Source organism: Pseudodesulfovibrio cashew (genome assembly GCF_009762795.1).
GTDB classification, from domain to species: Bacteria; Desulfobacterota; Desulfovibrionia; order Desulfovibrionales; family Desulfovibrionaceae; genus Pseudodesulfovibrio; species Pseudodesulfovibrio cashew.
Map to the genome: position 1 here is coordinate 470648 of NZ_CP046400.1, position 23231 is coordinate 493878.

The 23231-nt window shown below is 57.5% G+C and carries 21 protein-coding genes; 7 read left to right on the top strand and 14 right to left on the bottom strand.

What is annotated here, in order from left to right:
- The first annotated feature begins 128 nt into the window (after positions 1 to 128).
- The 4 genes from GM415_RS02110 to GM415_RS02125 are packed head-to-tail and all read left to right on the top strand — an operon-like array spanning position 129 to position 3657.
- The gene (locus tag GM415_RS02110) at positions 129 to 1040 is read left to right on the top strand and encodes a branched-chain amino acid ABC transporter permease (RefSeq protein WP_158946189.1); all 912 of its coding nucleotides are present in this window, start codon (positions 129 to 131) and stop codon (positions 1038 to 1040) included.
- Between the two features lie 10 nt (positions 1041 to 1050).
- Positions 1051 to 2145 (top strand): branched-chain amino acid ABC transporter permease, encoded by a 1095-nt coding sequence (locus tag GM415_RS02115; protein ID WP_158946190.1) that lies wholly within the window; start codon positions 1051 to 1053, stop codon positions 2143 to 2145.
- Positions 2146 to 2155: 10 nt separating this feature from the next.
- The gene (locus GM415_RS02120) at positions 2156 to 2923 is read left to right on the top strand and encodes an ABC transporter ATP-binding protein (RefSeq protein ID WP_158946191.1); all 768 of its coding nucleotides are present in this window, start codon (positions 2156 to 2158) and stop codon (positions 2921 to 2923) included.
- Positions 2920 to 3657: an ABC transporter ATP-binding protein gene (locus tag GM415_RS02125; protein WP_158946192.1), complete on the top strand. Its 738-nt coding sequence runs from the start codon at positions 2920 to 2922 to the stop codon at positions 3655 to 3657. Before GM415_RS02120 ends, GM415_RS02125 begins: the two co-directional genes overlap by 4 nt.
- Positions 3658 to 3756: 99 nt before the next feature.
- On the opposite strand, the gene GM415_RS02130 is transcribed toward GM415_RS02125, so the two are convergent.
- On the bottom strand, positions 3757 to 4254 hold the full coding sequence (locus GM415_RS02130; RefSeq protein ID WP_158946193.1) for a peptidylprolyl isomerase: 498 nt from the start codon (positions 4252 to 4254) through the stop codon (positions 3757 to 3759).
- A gap of 127 nt (positions 4255 to 4381) precedes the next feature.
- On the opposite strand from GM415_RS02130, the gene GM415_RS02135 reads away from it, so the two are divergent.
- Positions 4382 to 6391, top strand: coding sequence for an O-linked N-acetylglucosamine transferase, SPINDLY family protein (locus GM415_RS02135; protein WP_158946194.1), 2010 nt, complete (start codon positions 4382 to 4384; stop codon positions 6389 to 6391).
- Here the strand turns inward: GM415_RS02135 and GM415_RS02140 are convergent.
- The 7 genes from GM415_RS02140 to dsrA all read right to left on the bottom strand — a co-directional run bounded on the left by GM415_RS02140 (position 6369) and on the right by dsrA (position 14515).
- Complete coding sequence (locus GM415_RS02140) at positions 6369 to 6749, bottom strand: hypothetical protein (RefSeq protein WP_158946195.1); 381 nt, start codon at positions 6747 to 6749, stop codon at positions 6369 to 6371. The genes GM415_RS02135 and GM415_RS02140 overlap by 23 nt on opposite strands.
- Positions 6750 to 6753: 4 nt before the next feature.
- Complete coding sequence (locus tag GM415_RS02145; RefSeq protein WP_158946196.1) at positions 6754 to 7884, bottom strand: DegT/DnrJ/EryC1/StrS family aminotransferase; 1131 nt, start codon at positions 7882 to 7884, stop codon at positions 6754 to 6756.
- Positions 7885 to 7907: 23 nt separating this feature from the next.
- Entirely contained in the window at positions 7908 to 10190 is a 2283-nt protein-coding gene (locus GM415_RS02150; RefSeq protein WP_158946197.1) for an STT3 domain-containing protein, read from the bottom strand.
- A 39-nt stretch (positions 10191 to 10229) separates the two neighbouring features.
- Complete coding sequence (locus GM415_RS02155; RefSeq protein ID WP_158946198.1) at positions 10230 to 11624, bottom strand: cobyrinic acid a,c-diamide synthase CobB; 1395 nt, start codon at positions 11622 to 11624, stop codon at positions 10230 to 10232.
- Between the two features lie 92 nt (positions 11625 to 11716).
- Positions 11717 to 11965 carry a dissimilatory sulfite reductase D family protein gene (locus GM415_RS02160; protein ID WP_158946199.1) on the bottom strand — a complete coding sequence of 83 codons (249 nt, stop codon included), beginning with the start codon at positions 11963 to 11965 and terminating at the stop codon, positions 11717 to 11719.
- A 66-nt stretch (positions 11966 to 12031) separates the two neighbouring features.
- Positions 12032 to 13177, bottom strand: a complete 1146-nt coding sequence (gene dsrB / locus GM415_RS02165; RefSeq protein WP_158946200.1) for a dissimilatory-type sulfite reductase subunit beta — start codon at positions 13175 to 13177, stop codon at positions 12032 to 12034.
- 18 nt (positions 13178 to 13195) lie between these two features.
- Entirely contained in the window at positions 13196 to 14515 is a 1320-nt protein-coding gene (gene dsrA, locus GM415_RS02170; protein ID WP_158946201.1) for a dissimilatory-type sulfite reductase subunit alpha, read from the bottom strand.
- Positions 14516 to 14887: 372 nt separating this feature from the next.
- On the opposite strand from dsrA, the gene GM415_RS02175 reads away from it, so the two are divergent.
- Entirely contained in the window at positions 14888 to 15562 is a 675-nt protein-coding gene (locus GM415_RS02175) for a YkgJ family cysteine cluster protein (protein ID WP_242012320.1), read from the top strand.
- Positions 15563 to 15566: 4 nt separating this feature from the next.
- The gene (locus tag GM415_RS02180) at positions 15567 to 15824 is read left to right on the top strand and encodes a hypothetical protein (protein WP_158946203.1); all 258 of its coding nucleotides are present in this window, start codon (positions 15567 to 15569) and stop codon (positions 15822 to 15824) included.
- Between the two features lie 11 nt (positions 15825 to 15835).
- Here GM415_RS02180 and GM415_RS02185 read toward each other — a convergent pair whose 3' ends face one another.
- The 6 genes from GM415_RS02185 to GM415_RS02210 all read right to left on the bottom strand — a co-directional run bounded on the left by GM415_RS02185 (position 15836) and on the right by GM415_RS02210 (position 23171).
- Positions 15836 to 17026: an MBOAT family O-acyltransferase gene (locus GM415_RS02185; RefSeq protein WP_338419786.1), complete on the bottom strand. Its 1191-nt coding sequence runs from the start codon at positions 17024 to 17026 to the stop codon at positions 15836 to 15838.
- 197 nt (positions 17027 to 17223) lie between these two features.
- Positions 17224 to 18033 carry a hypothetical protein gene (locus GM415_RS02190; RefSeq protein WP_158946205.1) on the bottom strand — a complete coding sequence of 270 codons (810 nt, stop codon included), beginning with the start codon at positions 18031 to 18033 and terminating at the stop codon, positions 17224 to 17226.
- A 215-nt stretch (positions 18034 to 18248) separates the two neighbouring features.
- Complete coding sequence (locus tag GM415_RS02195) at positions 18249 to 19367, bottom strand: glycosyltransferase (protein WP_158946206.1); 1119 nt, start codon at positions 19365 to 19367, stop codon at positions 18249 to 18251.
- Positions 19368 to 19372: 5 nt separating this feature from the next.
- Entirely contained in the window at positions 19373 to 20194 is an 822-nt protein-coding gene (locus GM415_RS02200) for a class I SAM-dependent methyltransferase (protein ID WP_158946207.1), read from the bottom strand.
- A gap of 53 nt (positions 20195 to 20247) precedes the next feature.
- Complete coding sequence (asnB, locus tag GM415_RS02205; protein WP_158946208.1) at positions 20248 to 22122, bottom strand: asparagine synthase (glutamine-hydrolyzing); 1875 nt, start codon at positions 22120 to 22122, stop codon at positions 20248 to 20250.
- 122 nt (positions 22123 to 22244) lie between these two features.
- The gene (locus tag GM415_RS02210; protein ID WP_158946209.1) at positions 22245 to 23171 is read right to left on the bottom strand and encodes a class I SAM-dependent methyltransferase; all 927 of its coding nucleotides are present in this window, start codon (positions 23169 to 23171) and stop codon (positions 22245 to 22247) included.
- Positions 23172 to 23231 lie beyond the last annotated feature (60 nt).

A 23231-nucleotide genomic window follows, 5' to 3' on the forward strand; every position in this document is an offset into this window, starting at 1 on the left:
GGTGTGCACGCAGGGCACGACGAAGTGAGGGGAAACAACCATTTGACCGATTGCCTGGGAGCGGCGGACACGGTCCAACATCACTTTTTCAATCCTCCGCGCCCGCAATCCGATCAGGAAGAACTATCGTGGACTTTATCATCCAAAATATATTGAACGCGCTCCAGTGGGGCAGCTTCTACGCACTCATCGCGTTGGGCTACACCCTGGTCTACGGCGTTCTGCGACTCATCAACTTCGCCCATGGAGACATCTTCATGGTGGGCGCGTACATCGCCTTTTTCGTGGCCGGGTTCCTGCTCGGTCCCGCCATCGGCCTGTCGCCGCTCATGACCTTCGCCCTGGCCATCCCGCTGACCATGTTCCTGACCGCCTGCGTGGGCGTGTTCCTGGAGCGCGTGGCATACCGCCCGCTGCGCAGAAAGGGGGCGCACAGGCTCTACGTGGTCATCACCGCGCTCATGTGCGGGCTGATCCTCGAATACTCCAACCTGGCAGTGCTCGGCGCAAGCCGCCTCAAGTTCCCGGAGCTGGTGGAAAAGACCGTCTGGCATTTCGGCGGCGTGACCCTGACCAACCTCAAGGTCATTGTCATCGTGGCCGCGGTGGCCGTCTTCGCCTTCCTGAACTTCATCGTCACCAAGACCAAGATCGGCATGGCCATGCGCGGCATCTCCTACGATAAATTTGCCATCCCGCTCATGGGCATTCCCATCGACCAGATCATCGTCTTCACCTTCATTCTCGGCTCCGGCTTCGCCGGACTGGCCGGCCTGCTGTTCGCCATGTCCTACCCGGTCCTGGAGCCCTTCATGGGCATGCTCATCGGCTGGAAGGCGTTCATCGCGGCGGTGGTCGGCGGCATCGGCGACATTCGCGGCGCCTTCTACGGCGGGTTCCTGCTCGGCTTCATCGAGGTCGGCGTGGTCACGGTCTTCCCGTCCACCTACCGCGACCTGTTCGCCTTCACCATTCTGCTGATCATTCTCTGGATCAAGCCAACCGGATTGTTCGGCATGCCGCAATCCACGAAGATCTAGGGGGCGAGTCATGCGAAAATACACTCTCAACGTGCTCATGGCGGCCCTGGCCGTGGTCCTGCTGCTCATGGCCCAGTACCACGTCATCGACAACTACATCCAGGCCGTGGTCATGTTCGTGGGCATCAACATCATGATGTCCACCTCCCTGAACCTGGTCAACGGCAACATGGGTGAGTTCACCTGCGGCCACGCGGCTTTCATGTGCGTGGGCGCCTACGTGGCCTCCATCCTGTCGGTGCTCTGCTTCGGCTCCAAGTTCGGCGATCCCCTGTTCCCCGAGTCCATGGCCATCTTCGTCTTCCCGGTCATCGTGATCATCGGCGGCATCGTGGCGGCGCTCTCGTCCATCCTCGTGGCCCTGCCCTCGTTCAAGACCCGCGACGACTACCTGGCCATCATCACCATCGCGGTTAACTACATGGTCATCTCGGCCATCGAAAACATGGACTTCATCGGAGGCTCTCGCGGCTTTCAGGGCATGAAGGACACGGTCTGGGCCATGGTCGACTCCACTCCGGGCTGGCTTGCGGGAGACAACGACTTCCCGTGGGTCTTCCTGTACGTGGTCCTCTTCACCGGGCTGTCCATCTGGGTCATCCGACGCTTCATCACCTCCACCTACGGCAAGGGCGTCAACGCCATCTGTCAGGACGAGGTGGCGGCCGAGATCATGTCGGTTAACACCAACAAGATCAAAACCGTCAACTTCATGATCGCGGCGGGCATTGCCGGTTGCGCGGGCGGGCTCTTCGCTCACATCGTCGGCTACGTGAACCCGCAATCCTTCAACATCCTCAAGTCCACCGAGGCCATGGTCATGGTCTATCTCGGCGGCATGGGCTCACTCTCCGGCGCGGTCATCTCCGCCGTGGTCTTCACCGGCCTGATGGAAGTGCTCCGCTCCCAGGCCATCATGGACTTCCTGCTGGCCCCGGCCACTTTCGTCTTCCCCGAGTGGGAGCCGTCGGCGGGCGTCATCAAGTGGGTGATGATCCCCCTGATGCTGGTCCTGATCATGCAGTTCAGGCCCGAGGGCATCCTGGGCAACAAGGAGTTGTCGGACGTGTTCCCGAAGCTCAAGAAATACTACACGTTCAAATAGGAGGACCGTCATGTCTTTGCTTAAAATAGACGGTCTGACCCAGCGTTTCGGCGGACTTCAGGCCGTGTCCCAGTTCAGCGTGGAGATGAAGGGCGGCGAGCTCATGGGGCTGATCGGCCCCAACGGCGCCGGCAAGACCACCATCTTCAATCTCATCTCCGGCTTCTACCAGCCCACCGAGGGAACCATCACCCTGGACGGCACCCCCACTGCGGGGCTCAAGCCGCACCAGGTCACTTCCATCGGCGTGGCACGGACCTTCCAGAACATCCGGCTCTGGCACGACATGACCGTGCTGGACAACATCCGAATCGCCCAGCACTACCGCATGGGCTACTCGGTCTGGGACTCCGTGATCCGCGGCAGGAAATACCGCGAGTGCGAGGCCCGCATCCTGAAGATCGCCGAGGAACTCCTGGATGCCATGTCCCTGACCGACGTGGCCAAGGAATACCCCAAGAACCTGCCCTACGGTCTTCAGCGCCGGGTGGAGATCGCCCGCGCCATGTCCATCCAGCCCAAACTGCTGCTGCTCGACGAGCCGGCCGCAGGTCTGAACTCGGCCGACGTGGAGGATCTGATCAAGCTGGTTCACTGGATTCACGACAACTTCGACATCACCATCTTCATGATCGAACACCAGATGAAGGTCGTCACCAGCCTGTGCCAGTGGATCAAGGTCATCGACTTCGGGGCCACCATCGCCGAAGGCACCCCTGAAGACATCCAGTCCAACCCGGCCGTCATCAAGGCCTATCTTGGAGACGACAACATATGAGTACTCCCCTTATCGAAATCAAGGACCTGTACGTCAAATACGGCAACATCGAGGCCCTGCACGGCATCAACTTCACCGTGGGCGAAGGCGAGATCGTCACGCTCATCGGCGCCAACGGCGCGGGCAAGTCCACCACCCTCATGTCCATCGCCCAGCTGCCGCCGCCCGAGGCCCCCAAGGTGACCCAGGGCGACATCCTGTTCAGGGGAGAATCCATCCTGGGCATGTCCCCGGACAAGATCGTCTCCGACCTGCACATCGCCCTGGTACCGGAAGGCCGCCACATCTTCGGCAACCTGACCGTGGAGGAGAACCTCAAGCTCGCCACATACGCCCGCAAGGACACCCAGGCCGACATCGACCGCGACTACAAGCGCGTATACTCGCTCTTCCCGCGCCTGGACGAACGCAAGAAGCAGCGTTCCGAGTCCCTGTCCGGCGGTGAGCAGCAGATGCTCGCGGTGGGCCGCGCGCTCATGTCCGCCTGCAAGGTGGTCATGCTCGACGAGCCCTCCATGGGCCTGGCCCCGCTGCTCATGTACGATATGTTCCGCGCCCTCAAGGAACTCAACTCCGAGGGCATGACCATCCTGCTCATCGAGCAGAACGCCAAGCTCGCCCTTGACTTCGCCCACCGGGGCTACGTCATCGACACCGGCGAGATCGTGGCCGAAGGCCCCTGCGACACCCTCATGGAGGACCCGGAGGTCAAGAAGGCCTACCTGGGCGGCTAATCCCCGAAAGACAACAATAAAAACGGCGCACCATGAAATCATGGTGCGCCGTTTTTATTGTTTTATCCGTCGGGTTGAGGGAAACCCTCTATTCCAGGGTTAGCCCTCGACCACGTAGGCCTTGTTGATGAAGACCGGCTCCAGGGGAACGTCGTCGTGGAAGCCGTGCCGTCCGGTGGCAACGGTCTTGATCTCGTCGACCACTTCCGTGCCTTCGACCACCTTGCCGAACACGGCGTAGCCCCAACCCTGCGGGGTCTCGGATGAGAAGTTGAGGAAGCCGTTGTCCTTGACGTTGATGAAGAACTGGGAGGACGCGGAGTGCGGGTCCATGGTCCGGGCCATGGCCAGGGTGTAGCAGTCGTTCTTCAGGCCGTTGTTGGCCTCGTTCTCGATGGGAGCGCGGGTGGCCTTTTCCTTCATGTCCTTGTCCATGCCGCCGCCCTGCACCATGAAGCCGTTGATGACACGGTGGAAAATCAGGCCGTCATAGAAGCCGTCTTCCACGTACTGCTGGAAGTTGGCCGCGCTTTTGGGGGCCTTGTCGAAGTCGAGTTCGATAACGATATCGCCCATGCTGGTTTCCATCTTGATCATTGTGTATCTCCTTTGTTCCGGGGGACCCGGTGTAGTCTTGTTGGGACTCCCGGTGTATCAGAGGGCGGGCCCGGTGGCAAATGGCGCGGTTTACCTCGGGGTGCCGAATGGGCTATGCTCATCCCCCATGAATGCCCGCAATATCTTCCTCAAGGCAGCCCGGCTTCACCAGACCGGGGGGGCCGCCCAGGCAGTGCCCCTCTACCGTGCCGCCCTCAAGCTCGACCCGGCTCTGGGCGACGCGGCCCTGTATCTCGGCCTGGCCCTTAGGCAGAACGGCGAAACCGAGAACGCAATCGCGGCCTTCCGGGACGCGGTACGGTTGCTGCCCGGCGACGCTGACGCACTCAACGGCCTCGGAGCCGCACTGCTCGACCAGGGCGAGACTGCACAGGCCGAGGAGTGCCACCGACAGGTGCTGGCCCTGCAGCCGCACAATGCGGAAGCCATGGCAGGCCTGGGCAACGCGCACCTTGCCCAAGGGAAAACCGACGCGGCCATCCTCCGTTTTGAAGCGGCCCTGGCCCTCAATCCCGACTCACCCGAGGTGCTTGGCAATCTCGGGGTGGCCCTCAAGGTAGCCGGACACCCCGGTCAGGCCGTGTCCCGATTCGAGGCGGCGCTGGCCCTGGCTCCCGGCGACGCCGACACCCTGTATAATCTCGGCAACGCATGGCAGGTCCTGGGCGACATGCGCAAGGCCTTGGCATGTTACCGGGCCGCCCAAAGCGCCGCCCCCGAGGCCGTAGCGCCCCGATGGGGGGCCTGCTTTGCTCATTTGGACGTGCTCTATGACACGGAAGAGGATATCGCCCGCGCCCGTGCCGCCTACGCGAACGCATTGGGCAAGCTGGATGCCTTCCTTTCGGAGGATTCTCCTGCCCTGCTCCGCGAGGCCGCCGCGTCCGTGGGGGCGAACCAGCCCTTCTACCTCACCTACCAGGGTGGCAATGACCGAGAACTGCAAGCCGTGTACGGCAACATGGTCCACCGGATCATGGGCGCCGCCTTTCCCGAATTCGGCTCGCCGCAGTTCGCGCCCCGCACGCGGAACAAAATCCGCGTAGGCATCGCCACCGGCTTCCTGCACGAACATTCCGTCTGGAAAATCCCGACCCGGGGCTGGGTGCGCCACCTGGACCGAGACCGCTTCGAGGTCTTCGGTTACTACACCGGACACAAGCACGACCATTGCACGGAAGAGGCATACCGACTCTTCGACAAGGTGACCCACGAACCCAACCGGTTCGAGGCCTTGTGCCGGGCCATGTTCGACGACGAACTGGATGTCCTTATCTACCCCGACGTCGGCATGGACCCCACCTGCGCAAGGCTGGCCGGATTACGACTGGCTCCGATTCAGTGCGTCTCGCTTGGGCACCCCATGACCACGGGGCTGCCGACCATGGACTACTATCTCTCCAGCGAGCTGATGGAACCCAAGGATGGCCAGGAAGCCTACACCGAAAACCTGGTCCGGCTGCCCAATCTCTCGGTCCACTACAAGCCCCTGCGACAAGGGCCGCCCGCCTACGGCAGGGACCATTTCGGCCTGCCAGAAGAAGCCCTGCTCTACTTCTGTCCGCAGTCGCTCTACAAGTACCTGCCCCAGTACGACGTGCTCTTCCCTCGCATCGCCCGGCAAATCCCGGAGGCCCGGTTCGTGTTCCTGCGAAACGCCCAGGCCGAAAAACTCAACCGCCGCTTCCTGGACCGCGTCCACCGCGCCTTCGAGGTGCACGGCCTGCACGGACAGGACCACGTGATCATGCTGCCGCGCCAGCCGCCGGACGCATACCACGCCCTCAACTGTCTCTGCGACGTCTTCCTGGACTCAATCGAGTGGTCGGGATTCAACACGGCCATGGAGGCAGCCTCCGCAGGCCTCCCCCTGGCGATCCACCCCAAGGGGCACATGCGCGGCAGGCACTCCCTTGCGGTAGCGGCCAGGCTCGGCCTGACCGAAGTCGTGGCGGAAACCTTTGATGAATACGTAGAGCTGGCTGTCAGGCTGGGGAGAGATAACGCCTTCCGCCAGTCCGTGCGGGAACGGGTTGAAGCGGGGGGGGAAAGACTCTTTGGGGACATGGCCGCCATACGCGGCCTGGAGGAATTTATTCTGCGGGTGGTGCGCTGACTGCGCCGGAGGTGGCGTTCACCTCGGCGCGCACGGCGGCTGTGCCGTTATCCGCCGCCGGGGAGTCGGTCTGAACTTCGGGCGAGGCTGCCAGACCAGCGAGCGGATTTTCCGCTGCGGACACGCCGCCCTCCGCGGAGACGGAGAGCGGCGAGCCGAGCTTCATTACGTTTTTTTCGGTAACCAGGTTCACCTGGCTTTGGGCGATTTCCTCCTGCCGGGCCGCGCGTGGGTTGTCCGGCTGAAAGTGAACGGGAGCGGGCCTGTCCAGAAATCCCGTGACCAGATAGGCCAGGGCTATCCCCGCCAAAACGGGCTTGAGCAGCCGGATGACGGTCGACAGACGCCCCGAGGCCATGCCTCTACCCCTTCAGGACCTTGGCGATGGTTTCCTGGTCTTCGGCCGCAAGGTACGGATACATGGGCAGGCTGAAGATGCGGGAACCGATCTCCTCGCTGACCGGGAAATCGCCGGCGGCGTTACCCAGATAGGCGAAGGCCGTCTGCAGGTGCAGCGGCTTGGGATAATAGATGACCGAAGGGATGCCGGCCTCCTTGAGCTTGCCCATGAGCTCCTCCCGGTGCTCGCTGTTGCGGGCCAGGAGGGAATACTGGGCCCAGGCCGAAGTGTTGCCCTCGGGCACGGAGGGCGTGATCAGGCCGTCGATGCCGGAAAGCAGCTCGTCGTAGCGATCGGCCACGGCCTGCCGCAATTCGAGCTCCTCCGGGAAGATGGAGAACTTGGCCAGGAGCACGGCGGCCTGCATTGAGTCGATGCGGCCGTTGATGCCCATACGCACGTTCTCGTAACGGTCGTCGCCCATGCCGTGGACCCGGATGGAGACCAGCAGCTTATGCAGCTCGTCGTTGTCGGCGAAGACCATGCCGCCGTCGCCGTAACAACCCAGCGGCTTGGCCGGGAAGAACGAGGTGCAGGCCACGTCGCCGATGGAGCAAACAGGACGACCCTTGTAGGTGGCTCCGAAGGACTGGGCCGCGTCCACGATGAGGAACAGGCCGTTGTTGAGCGCCAGGGGCTCGATACGATCGTAGTCGGCGGGCTGGCCGAACAGGTCGACCGCGATGATGCCCTTGGGCGTCAGGTCCTTGCGAGTGTCCTTGATCTCGCCGATCTTGCGGCGCAGGTCGTCGGGATCAATGTTGAAGGTCACGGGATCGATGTCCACGAACACCGGGGTCGCACCGGTCAGGGCGATGGTTTCGGCAGTGGCCATGAAGGTGAACGGAGTGGTGAAAACCGCGTCGCCCGGGCCTGCGCCCAAGGCCATCAGGGCCATGATCAGGGCGTCGGTACCGGATGCGCAGCCCACGCCGTGCTTCACCTTGGAGAATTCGGCAAGCTGCTTTTCCAGCTCGGTGATCTCCGGACCCATAACGTACGCGCCATGGTTCAGGACGCCTTCGATGCCGCTCTTGACGGCTTCGTCTACGCGCTTGTACTGCGCTTTCAGGTCGATAAAGGGAATACCCATAATACTAATCTCTCTGTTGGATTTTATTGTCGCACTTCATAGATGCGTGCAAAGGGAAGCTTGTCCACTACAAGCTTGAAATACTGTGCGATCTCCGGATCTTCGGGATCGCCTGTCAGCAGCCGGACCAACATGCTCCGGTCGGCAGTTCGGTCCAGCAGGGCGCTCTGCCGCGAGACCCGGTTGATGACCAGGTGCCGCCGGTTGGGCAGCAGGCGCGGAGAGAGCGAGTTGATATAGTAGGTGCGCTTCTCTGCGCTCCCCGTGTCGAGCACGGTGATGTCCTTGACCAGTCCGCCCCCGCCTCCGCGGGTCATGACTGCGCCCTTGTCCAGGTTGAATCCGAGACGCCCGGGCTGATAGAAGCTGATGTCGGCCTTGTCCGTCTCCCCGGTCTCCAGATTCCAGTTGCCGTAGAAGGAAATCCACTCGATCAGATCGACGTCCTTCCAGGTCACCACGACGTATTGGGGGGGGGCCGACGGCAGATCCTTTCGCTCCAGCTGGGCCGCGATGGTCTTGTTGACCTGATTGCGGGGCAAGCGGTCCCACTCCATGTCCGGCTGCAGGCCAAACCACTTGCTTTCGTTGTAGGGGAAGTGCGCGCAGTAGCGCATCATCCCGCTGGCCTTGGCTGGAGAATCGACACTCAGGCTGTAGGCCACGGGGTACACATTTCGCCCGGCATGCCGTCCGCCGTCGGCAACCGTCTTCCGCTGACTGAAATATTGAATTGCGTACCCCCAGTCCCACCAGGACCAGACCCTGGCGTCTTCCGGGGCCGTCTCTCCCAGTTCGACCAAAGCCTCGGCATGCGCCTTGGCAATGACAGGCGTGATGGGGATGGCAGAGTATTTTCCATAACAATAGAAAAGCAACGCACCCGCAAGGACGACTTGAAGCCCGGCGCTGGCTAATTTACCCTTTCCGTACCGATCGGTTGCGAGCGAGACCAGCCAGGAGAGTACGACGGACAGGCAGACCATCAGAGCGGCCCCGCCGAACATGGAGAACCTTGCGCCCATTTTGACGGCCAGCAACTGGATGGCGATCAAGGGCAGAAGAAGCAGGGCAACAGGCCGAAACACCAACACGGCCACAAAGCTCGCCAGAGCCAACCATCCCATCCAGGCAAAATACGCTCCCCGCTCCAAAATATCCGAGATGGGCATAAGCCGCGACTCAATGATGCTTTGCACGATGGAGGGATAAATAGGTCCGGTCGCTTCCTTCTGCGCAACACCACTGACGCCAGACTGGTACAAGTACTCGCCCAGCTTGGCCAGCATTGAGGAGAAGATGGACAGATTGCTTCCCAAGAGGATGCCCAAGGCAATAGCTGCCACCACCAGCCAAGCTGCCCACGGGCGCAGGACTTGCTGAGGGATTCGCTTGTGTGCCTGCTGCAGTGCCAGGGTCAGGCACAAGGCGAACACCATATAGAAATAACTAGGATGGACGCCGCTTTTCCACAAGGGGATGAGGGATATCGGCCAGACCTTAATTGCGTTGCTTAGCGAACCCGGCAACGCGGTCAACACCATGACCACGAGCCCCCATCCCACGCAGGCCCGCCTCTCCTTCGGCGTCAAGACCAGGAGCAGTCCGGCCGTCAAAGCCAGGACCATTATATGCATTCTGGCCACGTCTATATGCCAGATACCGCCGAAACGGATAATCAGGCCGATGCCGAAGGCGAACCACAGGGAAGTCCCGAAACCGATCCTCGCTTCTGCGTCGCTTTCCTGGCGGAACCAGCCCGTCCGGATGTTAAGAGACGCCCAATAGGCCAAAAACCAGGTGACCAGCATGGGGGCCAACAGGGTAAACACGTCCGTATCGAAATAACCGAGACGAGAACGGTAAAAAAAGCCCGGTGTCAAGGCGCCGACAAGGCCCGCAAAGATACCCGCTGATCGGCCGCCCAACAGCCAGCCCCAGAAGCAGGCCACGACACCGACCAACGACGAGATCACCGCAGGAGCCCAAAAGCCGACCGCGCCCAGGCCAACCCCAAAAACCTCATGGAGCCATTTCGCCAGGACGGCAAGGGGGTACCCACTCACCGTTCCCACTCCCTTTGCCTTCGCCAGCCAGAAGTAGGCGTCGTGCGTGGACAGGATTCGCTCGCCAGCCACCCAGAGTTCGGGGTGGTCCCAACGCGAGGCAAAGCTCATGCGAAAGGCCAGGACAACGGCATATATGGCGAGGCTGTACAGGGCGACCCAGCGCCAGTCATCTTTCAAGGACGGCATCCCGCCCACTGCATCAACTGCCCGCTGGTACGTATTCTTCAAGGCTTCCATCTAGCTCTCTGTGCTCAGTTTCGATTACAGGTCCTGGCCCTAACCCCGCTTCAGGGTTTGTGCGGCGGCCACGAACCGGGGCGCCCAGCCGGGCACGGCCAGGGCGTGGATATGGTTATACCCTGCGAACGTGTTTTGATAAAGTAGCCCGTCACGGCCTTTCCCGGCACCCATTCCTCGAACCATTTTCATCGTGAAATCGAGATGTTGCATCCCTTCATCCAGACAAACGGAGTAATGAAACTCATGCCCCCGGATCAGGGTGCCCTCTCGATGGAAGACGTTGTCCTTCAGCGACAGGGCCTCGGTGTACCCCAGGCCCTGCGGCTTGGGGCAGAAGGTGGTTGTAGCAGGAAAAACCCCTGCCATGGGATGACGCACACCATCACACTCCAAGGCATCACAGAGGATCATGAATCCGCCACACTCGGCATAAATCGGAAGACCGGCTTGGGACATGGACTTGATCCCGGCAAGAACTTCTCGGTTCCCAGCAATCCGCTCGGCGAAAACCTCGGGGAAACCACCTCCGAGATACAATCCGTCGAGCTTGGGCCAGGGCGTGGGGTCTAACACTGACAAACGGACAAGCTCTGCCCCGGCATGTTCCAGGGCTTCGAGATTCTCAGGGTAGTAAAACCATAGCGCCGCGTCGTCGACGTATCCGATCCGAACAGTTTTCTCCATTGCGGCACCGGCAAAAAGTGGGCCCGGCTCAGGGAGAAACTCGGGTGCGTTTTCCGCGACAGCCAGAATTCCGTCCAGGTCCAGCCACTGCTCCGCCATTCCGGCCAAAATGTTCAACGCCTTCTGGCCGCCACGGTCCGAACCGTATTCCTGGTCCGACAAAAGCCCCATGTGCCTCTCCGGGATGGGATTCGCCGCCATCTTCGGGAGCATGCCGAGCACGGGAACATCCGTATTGGCTTCTATGGACGCTCGCAAAACGGAACGATGGCGCTCACCGGCCGTGCGGTTGAGGATGACTCCGGCCAGGTTGAGACCGGGCTCGAATGTGGCGCACCCCTGGACAATGGCGGCAACGGTACGGGTCATCTTGGTGCAGTCGATAGTCAGGATTACCGGGCAGTCAAGCTTTCTGGCCAGTTCCGCAGTGGAACAGGACCCCTGCTCGTCCTTGCCGTCGAAGAGCCCCCGGTTGCCTTCGATCAGGCTGAGGTCGCACCCCTCGGAGCGGTGCTTGAGCAGCGCATGGAGCGCTTCATCGGTGTGGAAAAAGGGATCGAGATTGGAGCAGGGACGGCGCGCCGCAAGGGAAAGCCATTTGGCATCGATGTAATCGGGCCCCTTCTTGAAGGGAGCCACACACATGCCCATGCGCTCGAAGGCGCGGGCCAGGGCCAGGGAGACGATGGTTTTCCCTGTGCCGCCGGAAAGTCCGGCGAGGATCAGTCTGGGAATCGGCGTGGACACTGGGCTTTCGATGGGGAAAAGTTCAAAAATCAAGAAAGCCTTGCCCGGCGATAAACCACGGGCAAGGCTTGGTAACCGAAATGGCGGTAAGACTAGTCTTCGCCCTCGGAAGCGGCCTGCTTGCCGGCACCGGCAAGACCGTACATGGTGGTGGAACCGGAGGACCAGAACACCATTTTTTCAGCCTGAACCAGTTCGGTCAGGAGCTTCTTGACCGCACGGCTCTTCTCATCGGGGAACAGCTTGGTGAAGTCATTGAAGTAAAACTTGGATTTGCTTTTAGATTTCTCTTCGCAAAATTTGATAATTTCAGCCTTTGCGGCTTCAGGATCGAGTGCCATAACGGACTCCTTCTTTTTTTAAAAACGGGGTACGGCGGAATGCCGTACCCCGAATGGTACCTTATCTTACCACTTGAACTGGGAAGTCTGGCGCCAGGTGTAGTAAGCGGGATCGCGGAAGTCATCGATCAGATGAGCGCTGAATTCCAGATCACACTTCTCGAAGAAGCGCTCCCAACCAATACGGTTGGCCCAGTCGCCCAGGCGTTCGTACTTGTTGGCCTCGGCAGCGTAGGTGTCCAGGATCTTTTTGATGACCTTGGTCATGGTAGGCCAGCGGGGCGGCTCGTTGGGGACGAAGGGAACGACGACCTTGGAGAAGGCCGGCTTGGTGAGACGGTTGGAGATCTTGCCGCCAACCATGATGGCGATACCGTCGCCTTCACCGTCAGACAGGGGCAGAGAGGGGCACATGGTGTAGCAGTTACCACAGAACATGCAGCGCTCTTCCTTAATGGCGACGGTCTTGTAGGTCTCACCATCGATTTCCACCTTGGACGGACGAACAGCGCCGGTGGGGCAGGCTGCGACGGCCAGGGGGATTTCGCACAGGTTGTCCAGGTACTTATGGTCGATGATGGGCGGCTTGCGGTGGATACCGAGGATAGCGATATCGGAGCAGTGAACCGCGCCACACATGTTCAGGCAGCAGGCCATGGAGATGCGCACCGGAGCGGGCAGCTTCATTTCCTTGAAGTCGTCGAAGACGGCGTCCATGGTAGCCTTGACGGTACCGGAAGCGTCAGTCGCCGGGGTGTGGCAGTGGACCCAACCCTGGGTGTGGACGATGTTGGTGACACCGGCGCCGGTGCCGCCCACGGGGAACTTGTAGGAACCACCTTCGAACTTCTGCGCCTCGAGGAACTTCATCAGTTCCTTGGCCTCGTCGAGAGACTCAAGGATGAACTCGATGTTGTTACGAGTGGTGAAGCGGAGGAAGCCGCCGCAGAACTTGTCGGCGATGTCGCAGATCTCACGGATGTGAGTAACGGTCATCAGGCGGGCGGTACCACAACGAACGGTGTAGGCCTTGTCGCCGGAGACACCGGTGTGACACAGCAGGCCCGGCTCCAGGATCTCGTGGTAGTCCCACTTGCCGAAGTTTTTAGCAATGACCGGCGGAAGGAATTCCGTGAAGTGGCGGGGGCCGATATCGGAGATACGACCTTCCATCGGTTTATCAGGATTGTATCCGGAAGAAATAAAAGCCATGTTGTTTTCCTCCAATCTTTAGCGCTGGTGGCGTTTACGGAAATCGTCGATGTCGCGTTCCCAACCGCCTTCAACATCTTCGGCTTTCCAGAAGATGTAGGGGTTGTGACGGGGCTCCTGAACCTGGCGGGGATCGATACCAACGCCGGCGGCCTCAGCCAGGGCGGCGAAGCCGAGACGCTTCATGGTCTCACCGATACGTTCGCGGTTCTTGCCTTCATCCATCCACCAATCCCAGACGTTTTCAATGATGTCCTTGATGGCCTGGTAATCGTCGTCCTTGTTGACTTCAACGAAGGGCACGAGCAGGGAACCCATCTGGGGACCGTCGAGGATGGGGGCCTTGGCGCCACAGAACATGGACACGCCGCGTTCGTCACCGATCTTCAGGGCCTGCGGCATGGTGTTGATGCAGTGCATGCAACGGACGCATTCCTTGTGATCCATGACCAGCTTGCCACCTTCGTAGCTCAGGCACTGAGAGGGGCACAGGTCCACGACTTCCTTCTGGATGTCGAACGCACCCCAGTCACGACCGGCGTGAGCGCCAGCGTTGGGAGCGATTTCACCACCAACGTAGGCGGCGACTTTTTCCTGGTCGATCTTGATCGGGTCCTTCCAGGTGCCGAGGAAGCCGAGGTCGGAACGAGCGATGGCAGCGACGCAGCCGTTGGGGCAGGCGTCGAACTTGAACTTGAACTTGTAGGGGAACGCGGGACGGTGCAGTTCGTCCTGGTACTCCTGAGTCAGGTTGTAGCACAGCTCCTGGGAGTCGTAGCATGCGTATTCGCAGCGGGACATGCCCATGCAGGCGGCGGGGGTACGCAGGTTGGAACCGGAACCGCCGAGGTCGTTGTTCATGTCGTGGGTCAGTTCCCAGAAGATTTCTTCGAGCTGGGGAGTGGTAGTACCGAGCATGACGATGTCGCCGGTGGCGCCGTGCATGTTGGTCAGACCGGAACCGCGGAGGTCCCAGATATCCATCAGCTGACGCAGGAAATCGGTGGTGTACCACTTACCGGTGGGCTGAGCCACGCGGACGGTGTGGAAGTGAGCCACGCCGGGGAACATCTCGGGCTGGTCACAGTAACGGCCGATAACGCCGCCGCCGTAACCGAAAACGCCGACGATGCCGCCGTGCTTCCAGTGGGTCTCACCATCGGTGTAAGACATTTCAAGAACACCGAGCAGGTCTTCGGGGCAGTCCACTGCCACCTGATAGTCAAGACCCTTTTCGTTCTTGGCTCGGTTTTCTGCCTCCTGTTTAATGTCGGACACAAAGCTGGGCCACGGGCCGCTTTCCAGCTGATCCAACAGAGGAGTTTTGTGTTTCGCCATTCCCTTAACCTCCATTGTTTGATTAAGATGTTGCCATCAACCATTCTAATCCGGGCCTGCAACAGATAATTTCTCCGGAGCCCGGACACCTTTGCTACATGACGCATAAAGCGTTGGATCGGGGCACTTGCGCCCCAATTCACAAAGTATGCAGGGGTGTCAATGTACTGGACAAAACGGTTTTGTGTCAACCGGTAATTGCCCAAAAAACATTGTCAATCCTCATCTTGCGGACACTGGCTCCGCTCTTGCCGCCGCCCCTTTTCCCCGTCGGGGGTTGCCATCGGGGCTCATGCGGAGTATCGGTCCTTGGCAGCAGGTTATGGACCGCCATAACCGTTACAACAAATGGTTTTCAGGAGCAACACAAACTTGCAAAATACAAGCGAGAACACACTCCGGTGCAAACGCTGCGGAGCTTGCTGCCGTAACGGCGGACCGGCCCTGCACGAGGAAGACCTTCCCATCCTCGAGGACGGCACCATCCAACTGGCAGACATTGTGACCCTGCGCCCCGGCGAACGGGCCTACGACCAGGTCGCCGAAAGCATCGTCCCCCTGGAAGCGGAGATCCTCAAGATCAGGGGCCGGGACAATACCTGGACCTGCCGCTACTTCAGCCCGGAGGGCCAAAGCTGCGGTATTTACGAAACCCGCCCGCTGGAATGCGAACTGCTCTTCTGCCGCGACACTGAGCCCTTGGCCCAGGTCTATGACAAGGGCAGGCTCACGCGCGCCGACCTCCTCCCCGCCGGGCATCCGCTCCTCGAGCTGGTGGCCGAACATGACGCCAAATGCGCCCCCCACGATATGGAGGCCCTGGCCAAGCGAGCCCGCACAGGAGACGACGAGGCCGGACTGGCGCTCAAGGAAATGGTACTTTTCGACAAGGAGCTCCGCCGGCTGGTGGCGGAAAAAGCCGGCACCGGAACGGACATGACCGATTTCCTTTTCGGTCGCCCGCTCAGCACCCTGCTCGGGGTCATGAATATTAAGGTATATGCAGTGGGCGATTCCATCCGTTTCGGCTTTGCCCAGGGAGACTAGATTTATGAAAGACGAACGCGGCCACTACTACACCCCTTCCCTCCAGCACCCCGAAGTGCGCATGTATGTGCGCGACAACAACGGTTCCATCGAGTTCCGGCTCTTCAATCCCCAGCAGCCCATCATCTGGGAAAAGCATCAATGGGTCCCCTACGAGGCCATTCAACAGGCCGCCGAGGCGTACAAGGAGCGCAACACCGACCGCAACCCCATGGGGCTGTACGATCTGGACATCGCTAAGAAGTTGTTGAGCGACGCGTAGTCGCAAAACCCTTAGAATTGGAAATAAATAAAGGGGTTGAACCCTTCCGGACGGAATGTGACAGCCAAGCCGATCAGGCTGAGCAGCAGGGCGGGCGAGTACCACGCCGGAGCCTCGGGCAGGAACAGTTGCTTCCAAACTCCTTTCGCTTCCAGCGCGAACACTACAGCAGAAGCAACCAGCACAAAGGGTACGAAAGGATAATACCAGGCTATTCCGGGCTCGGGCAGAAACATTTGGCGCAACATAAGAGCGGCCTGCGAAAAATCGGCAGAGCGGAAAAGCACCCAGCCCACGACCACGAAGAACATGGTTCCAACCCAGGCAAGAAAAGCCCTTCCCTTTCCGTCTGTTCCACCTTTTGGCGCGAGTCGGTTCAGACCGAGAGCGGCTCCATGCAGTCCGCCCCAGGCGACAAAGGTCCAGGCAGCTCCGTGCCAAAGCCCGCAAAGCAGCCATGTGACCATGAGATTGACAAAGTTGCGGACCGGGCCCCTGCGACTTCCCCCCAGGGGAATGTACAGATAATCCCGGACCCAGGTCGAAAGGGAGATGTGCCACCGCTGCCAAAACTCTCTTGGTGATTTCGAAAGATAAGGGAAGTCGAAGTTCTCCCCAAGATCATAGCCCAACACCCGTGCCGCACCGATGGCCATATCGGAATACCCAGAAAAATCGAAATAAATCTGCATGGTGTAGGCCAAAGCGGCCAGCCAGGTGGAGGTACAGTCATACAACCCTGCGTTGGCAAAGACGTGATCGGAAAAGATAGCCAGTCTGTCAGCCAAAAAGACCTTCTTGAACAGGCCGTACGAAAACCGCTGGAATCCTTCGTACATGTTCTGCGAGGTAAGGGGACGATAGCTTTCGAGTTGCGGCAGGAAGTGCGAGGCGCGGACAATCGGCCCGGCCACCAGCTGAGGGAAAAAGCCCACAAACAAAGCGAAATCAAGCAGACTGTCATGTGCCTCCATCCGCTTGGAATACACGTCGATGGTGTAGCTCAGCGTCTGGAAGGTGTAGAAGGAAATGCCCACCGGCAGGACAATGTCGAGGGAGCCGGGATGCAGGCCGAGGGTGTTCAGCAAAGGCGTTGCCGAATCAATGAAGAAGTTCAAATACTTGAAGACACCCAGTAGGCCAAGATTGACGACAAGACTCCCTTGAAGCAACCGACGGCGCATGGCGGGATCGGCGGTCACGCTCAGTTGGGAGCCTATCCAGAAATCCATCAGGGTTGAGACGAGAATCAGGCTCAGAAAACGCCAGTCCCAGTAGGCATAGAAGTACCAGCTTGCAGCCAGGAGCAGGACCTTGCGCGCGGTATTGCGCCCTCGCAGCAGTGCCAGGCCGCCCAGAACGGCCAAAAAGAAGAGAATAAACTGGATTGAGGAAAAGATCATCGCGTCCGACCCGAAAAATACTCGATCAGCGAAGCAGCCACCAGCCGCTGACCATCGGCGTTGAGGTGGCCGGTAGGAGGCGCATTAAAAAATCCGCGAGGCATATGCTCGCCTTCCGCATACGCTTTCTTGAAGGCCTGGCTTAAATCGATGAAACCGACACCGCTATCCTGGCAGATCCTCTTGAATAGAATCTTGCTTTCCTCTTCAGGATTGACTGTGACAATCCGTCCCCGCTCTAGTGCCGGCACAATGGGGACATAAACGAAGACCAAGAATCCCGCAGTCTGCCTTTTGAATGAATCGACCAGGAAGGCCCAGGACCGATGCAACTCCGTCTTTGAAAGGTTAGGCACCGGCCGTCTCTCTTCGGCATGCATCGCCGTCAATCTGAATCGATATTTTGCCAAGGATCGATAGAGTTCGAAGAGAGACTCCAGGCGAAACCGGCTTACCAGGGAGGCATACTCAAGTGACAGTTTAGACGGAAGGCATGCCGACTCTTCCAATCGCAACGGGGCTGTCAGAAATCGGCTGTGGCAAGCAACTTGGTGGCCCGGCAAAACATCCTCAAGCCCCACCAAAAGAATGACATGTCCCTCGATATCGTTGCCGAGTCTCTCGTAACGCGGAATCGCAAAATAATAATCCGCTACCGACAATCCCCCATTGGCTACAGTAAAGGCCTTGAGGCGTTGAGACGAGGCGTTGAACAGGTTTGCTGCCCGCAACGAATCGTCAACCTGCACGCCATCCGCGTAGGAGTCCCCCCACAAAATGAATTTGGGTATCCGGGACTTCAACACGGCATCTCCGGAAGCATTCAGCCCGTGGGCTCCTATCCGAGTGTCGGCCCACCCCTCACTGCGCCAGCGCAGGACCGCCCCTTCGGAACGAACATACATCCCCAACTCGGAATCCCACGACATAGGCATGACGCCATTGCAAAAGATGGCAGAGACCGCCCATGTAAAAAGGCAAGCGAAGATGAAGCCTCCACCCCAATGGATGCTCCCCCGTTTTAACACCCAACCTCCGACAAGACCTTTATCGTTTCCTCGATCATCTGTTTTACAGAAAAACGGCTAACGATTCTCTCTCTGGGATCCGGCCATTCCTCGCTTTTTGCGCTCGCCGCCATCTCGATAATGGCCTGAGCCAGACCCTGAACATCGCCCTTGCCCACAACCAGGCCGGTGTCGCCGACCTCGTAAGCGGCATCTCCAACACGTGTTGTTACACAGGGGACACCGCAGGCCATTGCCTCCCCTAGTACATTTGGAAACCCTTCGCTTATCGACGACAAGCAAATGAAGTCCAATGCATTGTAGACAGCTGCCATATTCGAATGGGGGCCGGCCCAAATCACTCTTTCCGACAAGCCCAAACGATGACTCAACGCCCGCAGCTTCTCTTCCAAAGGACCTTCCCCTACACAAACAAAACGGAGACCGGACTCCGACTTGGCCGCAAGCGCCGCAGCCCGAAAAAATGTTTCATGATCTTTCATGGGATCAAACCTGGCAACCATGCCTACCAGTACTCCATTATTGCCCGAAAGCCATTGGGCTCTTAATGCAGCGCCATTTGCCCTGTCCGGAAAGAAACGGTCAGTATCGATCCCGTTGAAAATGACTGACACTTTGTCCATGCAAAATCCGGTATTCTGCGCATGCTCCATACCTGCGTTGGAGTTTACAACGATATGGTCGGCAAAACGCGACAATCTGGCTTCAAAAACCCCGCATACCTGGGCGAGCCTACCATATCGGCTCAAATCAACATCAGAAGCCCGTACTGACCAGACCACGGGAATACGGATGCCAGTGGATTTTAGAATAAGTGTTGAAAGGTTTGGGATGCCTAGAAAGGAATAGATAACATCAGGACGATCTCTACCAACGAAAGTTCGTAGCCGCTTAAGAAAACCAAACAGATCCCAACGCCCTTTCTTCTTCAGGTCATGAACGCGGATATCTGTACGCAGCTCCGAAAGCAGCCCCCCCGTCTTGTGAAACAAGGCTACGCAGACATCGTGACCGCGTTCTGCCAGCCCATTAGCCAAGCATACCAGCTGTCGCTCTGCGCCGCCACGATCCAAGGTGGGAGCCAGAAGTGTGACCCTCAGCAAATCCCCCATACGAGCTACTCCACATTGCAATCAAACATATTAGCGGCAGTATGCCCGTTCAGGGACTCGACGATTAAAAGGGAAGACCCCTGCTTCTTAAGGACCAACACTGCCTCACCATCCTTATACGAATCATTGTTTTGTGAAATGACAATATGACCGCCGTCCTTTAGGCTGTACGCCAGATGATAGATGGCATTGTGGATTTCCTCTTCAGAGAAGTACACGTCATTTAGAATGTTTGAGCACTTAATTATATCGACAGGGCTATCCAGTGTGTCTGTAAACATGTCAAATTTGACGACTTGATAAATCTTGTACCGCTTCTGTAATATAGGATTTATCACATCCAAGACGGTAAAGGACGACACATCTAGCACATGTATGGGATTCAAAAAGAAATAGAAACAGAGAAACTTCACTCCATGTCTTCGTTGTTCACCATCAAGATATAACTGTCCCCCGGGAAAGGCGCGCACATAAAATCGAGTAAAACGGTCAGTAAGGATTATCCGGCGGAACCTATCCACCTCGGACAGAATAGGTAAAGCGGAGCAGCCGTCCGACACGCCTATCTCCATCAAGGAAGGGCAATCCGCTTGCTGGGCGAGTCGAAACACAGCCTCATGGGCCAACGTTGTGCGTTTCAGACCGGTCGTCTTATAAATTCTCCCAATTTTCAACATGGATACGCCAAGAGCATAGCGTCTTCCGATCTCATCAAGTGTCCCCTCAGAATCCAATGCCTTTTGCAGAATCGCTGGAGAGACTCTATACCGCAAAAAAGAAAAAATCGCCTTGAGGTTATGGCGATGAATCCAATCAAGCAACCCCATGCTGTCCACACAAAAACAGTATCTTTGGAGGTGGTCGACAATTCTGCCCCACCTCATGACCATGCCTCCAGCCAGGCTTGGAACATCAGAAGATCCCAAAGATAATATCCCCAGTTGGCCTTGCCAGACAGGTGCTCCCGCCAGACTTGTTCCACCAAGTCGGCATCAAGATAGCCCTGGCGCCGGATGACGGATGGTGCCAGCAGGTCTCCTGCCCATTCTTTCAGATCATCCCGAAGCCAAAGATGCACAGGTACGCCAAACCCCATCTTGGGGCGATCCACCAAGCCCATGGGAACATGCCGGTACAAGACCTGTCTCAACAACCATTTCCCTTGTCCATCACGGACCTTTTGTATTCTCGGCGTCATTGCAGCAAATTCTACCACTCGATGGTCAAGAAGAGGCACGCGAGCCTCAAGCGCCACAGCCATACTCGCCCTATCCACCTTGGTGAGAATGTCCTCAGGCAGATACATCTGCAAATCTTTCAATGCCATCAGCGCATTATGCTCCTCTGGAGAGGCTCCATGCATTGTCAGGGGAGTGGGCAATTCCTCTGCGCCCAATACGAGGTCACACGGATGCTTAAAGTGAGACAAGAGATATTGGTAAAATTCAATAAATTCTGTCATGCCGAGCAAGTCCAGACGCCAGCGGACTTTCTGGCATCTCTTGCCCAACAATTTAAGCAGGGAGGGCGGAGCAACCCTTAACAAACGCTTAACCATCTGCCGGAAAACTAGAGGGATAGCGGCGACTCGCCCCCACCTTTCAGCATAAAAATAACGTTCATAACCAGAGAATAGTTCATCACCCCCATCTCCAGACAAAGAGACAGTGACATGTTCTCTTGTCAAACGGCTGAGGAGATATGTCGGTATCTGTGAAGAATCTGCAAACGGTTCATCCCAATGCTGCGGTATTGACGGCACGACATCAAGCAGGTCTCTCGACGTCACATAGAGTTCCGTATGATCTGTGCCAAGGTGCGCAGCTACATCCTTCGCGTTTTCTGCTTCGTTGAATTTTGCTTCATGGAATCCAATGGAAAACGTCTTCACCGGATTAGGGGAGAGAGATTGCATAAGAGCCACAACCGTCGAGGAGTCAACCCCACCGGAAAGGAATGCTCCGAGCGGGACATCTGACAGCATACGCAGCCTGACGGCATCGGTCAGCAAAGATTCCAGCGAATCCGTGGCCTCTTCGTCAGAAAAGTTTCTCGGCGCCTCATGTCCCTTACGCCATACTTTTTCCAAATCCCACCAGGAAGTCTTCTTCACACCATTCTTCGACAGCACCACGATCTGGCCGGGTTCGACCTTCCAAGTGTCACTATAAATGGTGTAGGGAGCAGGGATATAGTTGTGGCGAAAATAGAGAGCCAAGGCATTTCGATTTAGAGCCGCGGCATAGCAAGGGTGTTTGCGCAAAGCTTTCAGTTCAGAGCCCAAAACCCAGCCATCAGCCGCTCTGCCGTAGTAAAGAGGCTTAATGCCCATCCTGTCTCTAACAAGAAAAAGCTTGCTTTCGTGTCTATCCCACAGCGCAAAAGCGAACATCCCGACGCAACGTTCAATGGCGGACTGCAGCCCCCAAGCGGCAATGACTGCTAAAAGTGTTTCTGTATCTGAAGAGGAACGAAAAGGATATCCCCCCAAGTCCTTGCGCAACTCAGCATGGTTATAGATCTCACCATTATAGGCAACAACATAACGTCCACATGAAGACTGCATAGGCTGATGCCCTAAGGGCGATAGATCCAAGATGGACAAACGGGTATGGCCCAAACCGACACCCTTTGCCTCCTCGACCCAAATACCACGATCATCAGGACCACGATGAGACAGCGTGGCGGTCATACTGATAAGATCGTTCTTGCAGCAATGAGCGTCCGGCGAATAAAATCCAATTATTCCACACATTCCAGATTCATAATCTCCATTAAATACAGCATACCGTCTCCGAATTCACTCCCCCCATTGCCGATTCCAGCTCTTACGAAAGGCTCGCCTCCTTGGTCACCAAGAAATTCGCGGGGATATCCTCAGTCGACATTAGATAAGAAATCTCGCATCCGATCATAGCCACTGGCGATCACCCCATCCTCAAGACGGAGGCACGGAATACCCTGAATCTTCGGATAAGCCCGTAAACTACCTTGAGAGAACAAGGAGTCTCCACAGTCGCTCATCACATCACCATACCGGGGACACGCCAGTTGCGGCCTTGCGGCACTGGCTGCAGGGTTCTTCTCAATAACAAGTATCCCGACCGGATTCACTGATTTCAACATAATCGTATCGAACAGTTCATATTTAACGACTTTCATCCCCAAAGCCTCAGCATGCCCAGGAAGATCACGGCAATATCCATGTTTATCCATTCTCGCGCGAACTTCCTCGGAAACCAGTTCATAGCAAGGCTCGATCAGCACCAGATATCTCGAGGTCACGCGAAAAAGTTCATTTAGAATGAGCCGTTCTTTTCCCCTGTTGGGTTCAATGGCCTGAGAAGTATAAACTACATCAAAAGCTCCGTCGACGTAGGGCAAATGAAGCAAACTCGCAACAGACAGAAAAGTATCCTTATGGCCATTTGCCCAAAGCCATTCCTTACATTCAGCAATCCTAGACCAGGAAAGATCGAAACCATGCACCTCCAAGTTATCAATCCCCCTGTCACCGAACGCGGACATGACATAGGAGAGCGTAGTCCCCTCACCAACCCCAGCTTCAAGCAAACTGCCTGGATTAGTCAGTTCCAGTATTTGATCAACTATCGCCTTCCCATACGCCACTTTCCGCGCATTGTATGAGGGCTTCTCCACTTTCCTTTTATATGTTCCGGCCTGGAGATCATAGGCCGTTTCAATAATTTCCTCTGAATTATCCGCGAGATTCAACAGCTGCTTCATTAACATGGTAATGTTTTCACCGTTCTCGTAAGCCTTTAACAACACCTTTGGATGCATATCATGCCTGCTTTTTTCAATTAACCGTTATAAAAAAAGTTTAACCTCAACCGACTCTAT

What these genes read in the sequence shown, in the direction of transcription:
- GM415_RS02115 (WP_158946190.1), top strand. Translation starts at nt 1,051, where the DNA reads ATGCGAAAATACACTCTCAACGTGCTCATGGCGGCCCTGGCCGTGGTC.
- GM415_RS02120 (WP_158946191.1), top strand. Translation starts at nt 2,156, where the DNA reads ATGTCTTTGCTTAAAATAGACGGTCTGACCCAGCGTTTCGGCGGACTT.
- GM415_RS02125 (WP_158946192.1), top strand. Translation starts at nt 2,920, where the DNA reads ATGAGTACTCCCCTTATCGAAATCAAGGACCTGTACGTCAAATACGGC.
- GM415_RS02130 (WP_158946193.1), bottom strand. Translation starts at nt 4,254, where the DNA reads ATGATCAAGATGGAAACCAGCATGGGCGATATCGTTATCGAACTCGAC.
- GM415_RS02135 (WP_158946194.1), top strand. Translation starts at nt 4,382, where the DNA reads ATGAATGCCCGCAATATCTTCCTCAAGGCAGCCCGGCTTCACCAGACC.
- GM415_RS02140 (WP_158946195.1), bottom strand. Translation starts at nt 6,749, where the DNA reads ATGGCCTCGGGGCGTCTGTCGACCGTCATCCGGCTGCTCAAGCCCGTT.
- GM415_RS02145 (WP_158946196.1), bottom strand. Translation starts at nt 7,884, where the DNA reads ATGGGTATTCCCTTTATCGACCTGAAAGCGCAGTACAAGCGCGTAGAC.
- GM415_RS02150 (WP_158946197.1), bottom strand. Translation starts at nt 10,190, where the DNA reads ATGGAAGCCTTGAAGAATACGTACCAGCGGGCAGTTGATGCAGTGGGC.
- GM415_RS02160 (WP_158946199.1), bottom strand. Translation starts at nt 11,965, where the DNA reads ATGGCACTCGATCCTGAAGCCGCAAAGGCTGAAATTATCAAATTTTGC.
- dsrB (WP_158946200.1), bottom strand. Translation starts at nt 13,177, where the DNA reads ATGGCTTTTATTTCTTCCGGATACAATCCTGATAAACCGATGGAAGGT.
- dsrA (WP_158946201.1), bottom strand. Translation starts at nt 14,515, where the DNA reads ATGGCGAAACACAAAACTCCTCTGTTGGATCAGCTGGAAAGCGGCCCG.
- GM415_RS02180 (WP_158946203.1), top strand. Translation starts at nt 15,567, where the DNA reads ATGAAAGACGAACGCGGCCACTACTACACCCCTTCCCTCCAGCACCCC.
- GM415_RS02195 (WP_158946206.1), bottom strand. Translation starts at nt 19,367, where the DNA reads ATGGGGGATTTGCTGAGGGTCACACTTCTGGCTCCCACCTTGGATCGT.
- GM415_RS02200 (WP_158946207.1), bottom strand. Translation starts at nt 20,194, where the DNA reads ATGGGGTTGCTTGATTGGATTCATCGCCATAACCTCAAGGCGATTTTT.
- asnB (WP_158946208.1), bottom strand. Translation starts at nt 22,122, where the DNA reads ATGTGTGGAATAATTGGATTTTATTCGCCGGACGCTCATTGCTGCAAG.
- GM415_RS02210 (WP_158946209.1), bottom strand. Translation starts at nt 23,171, where the DNA reads ATGCATCCAAAGGTGTTGTTAAAGGCTTACGAGAACGGTGAAAACATT.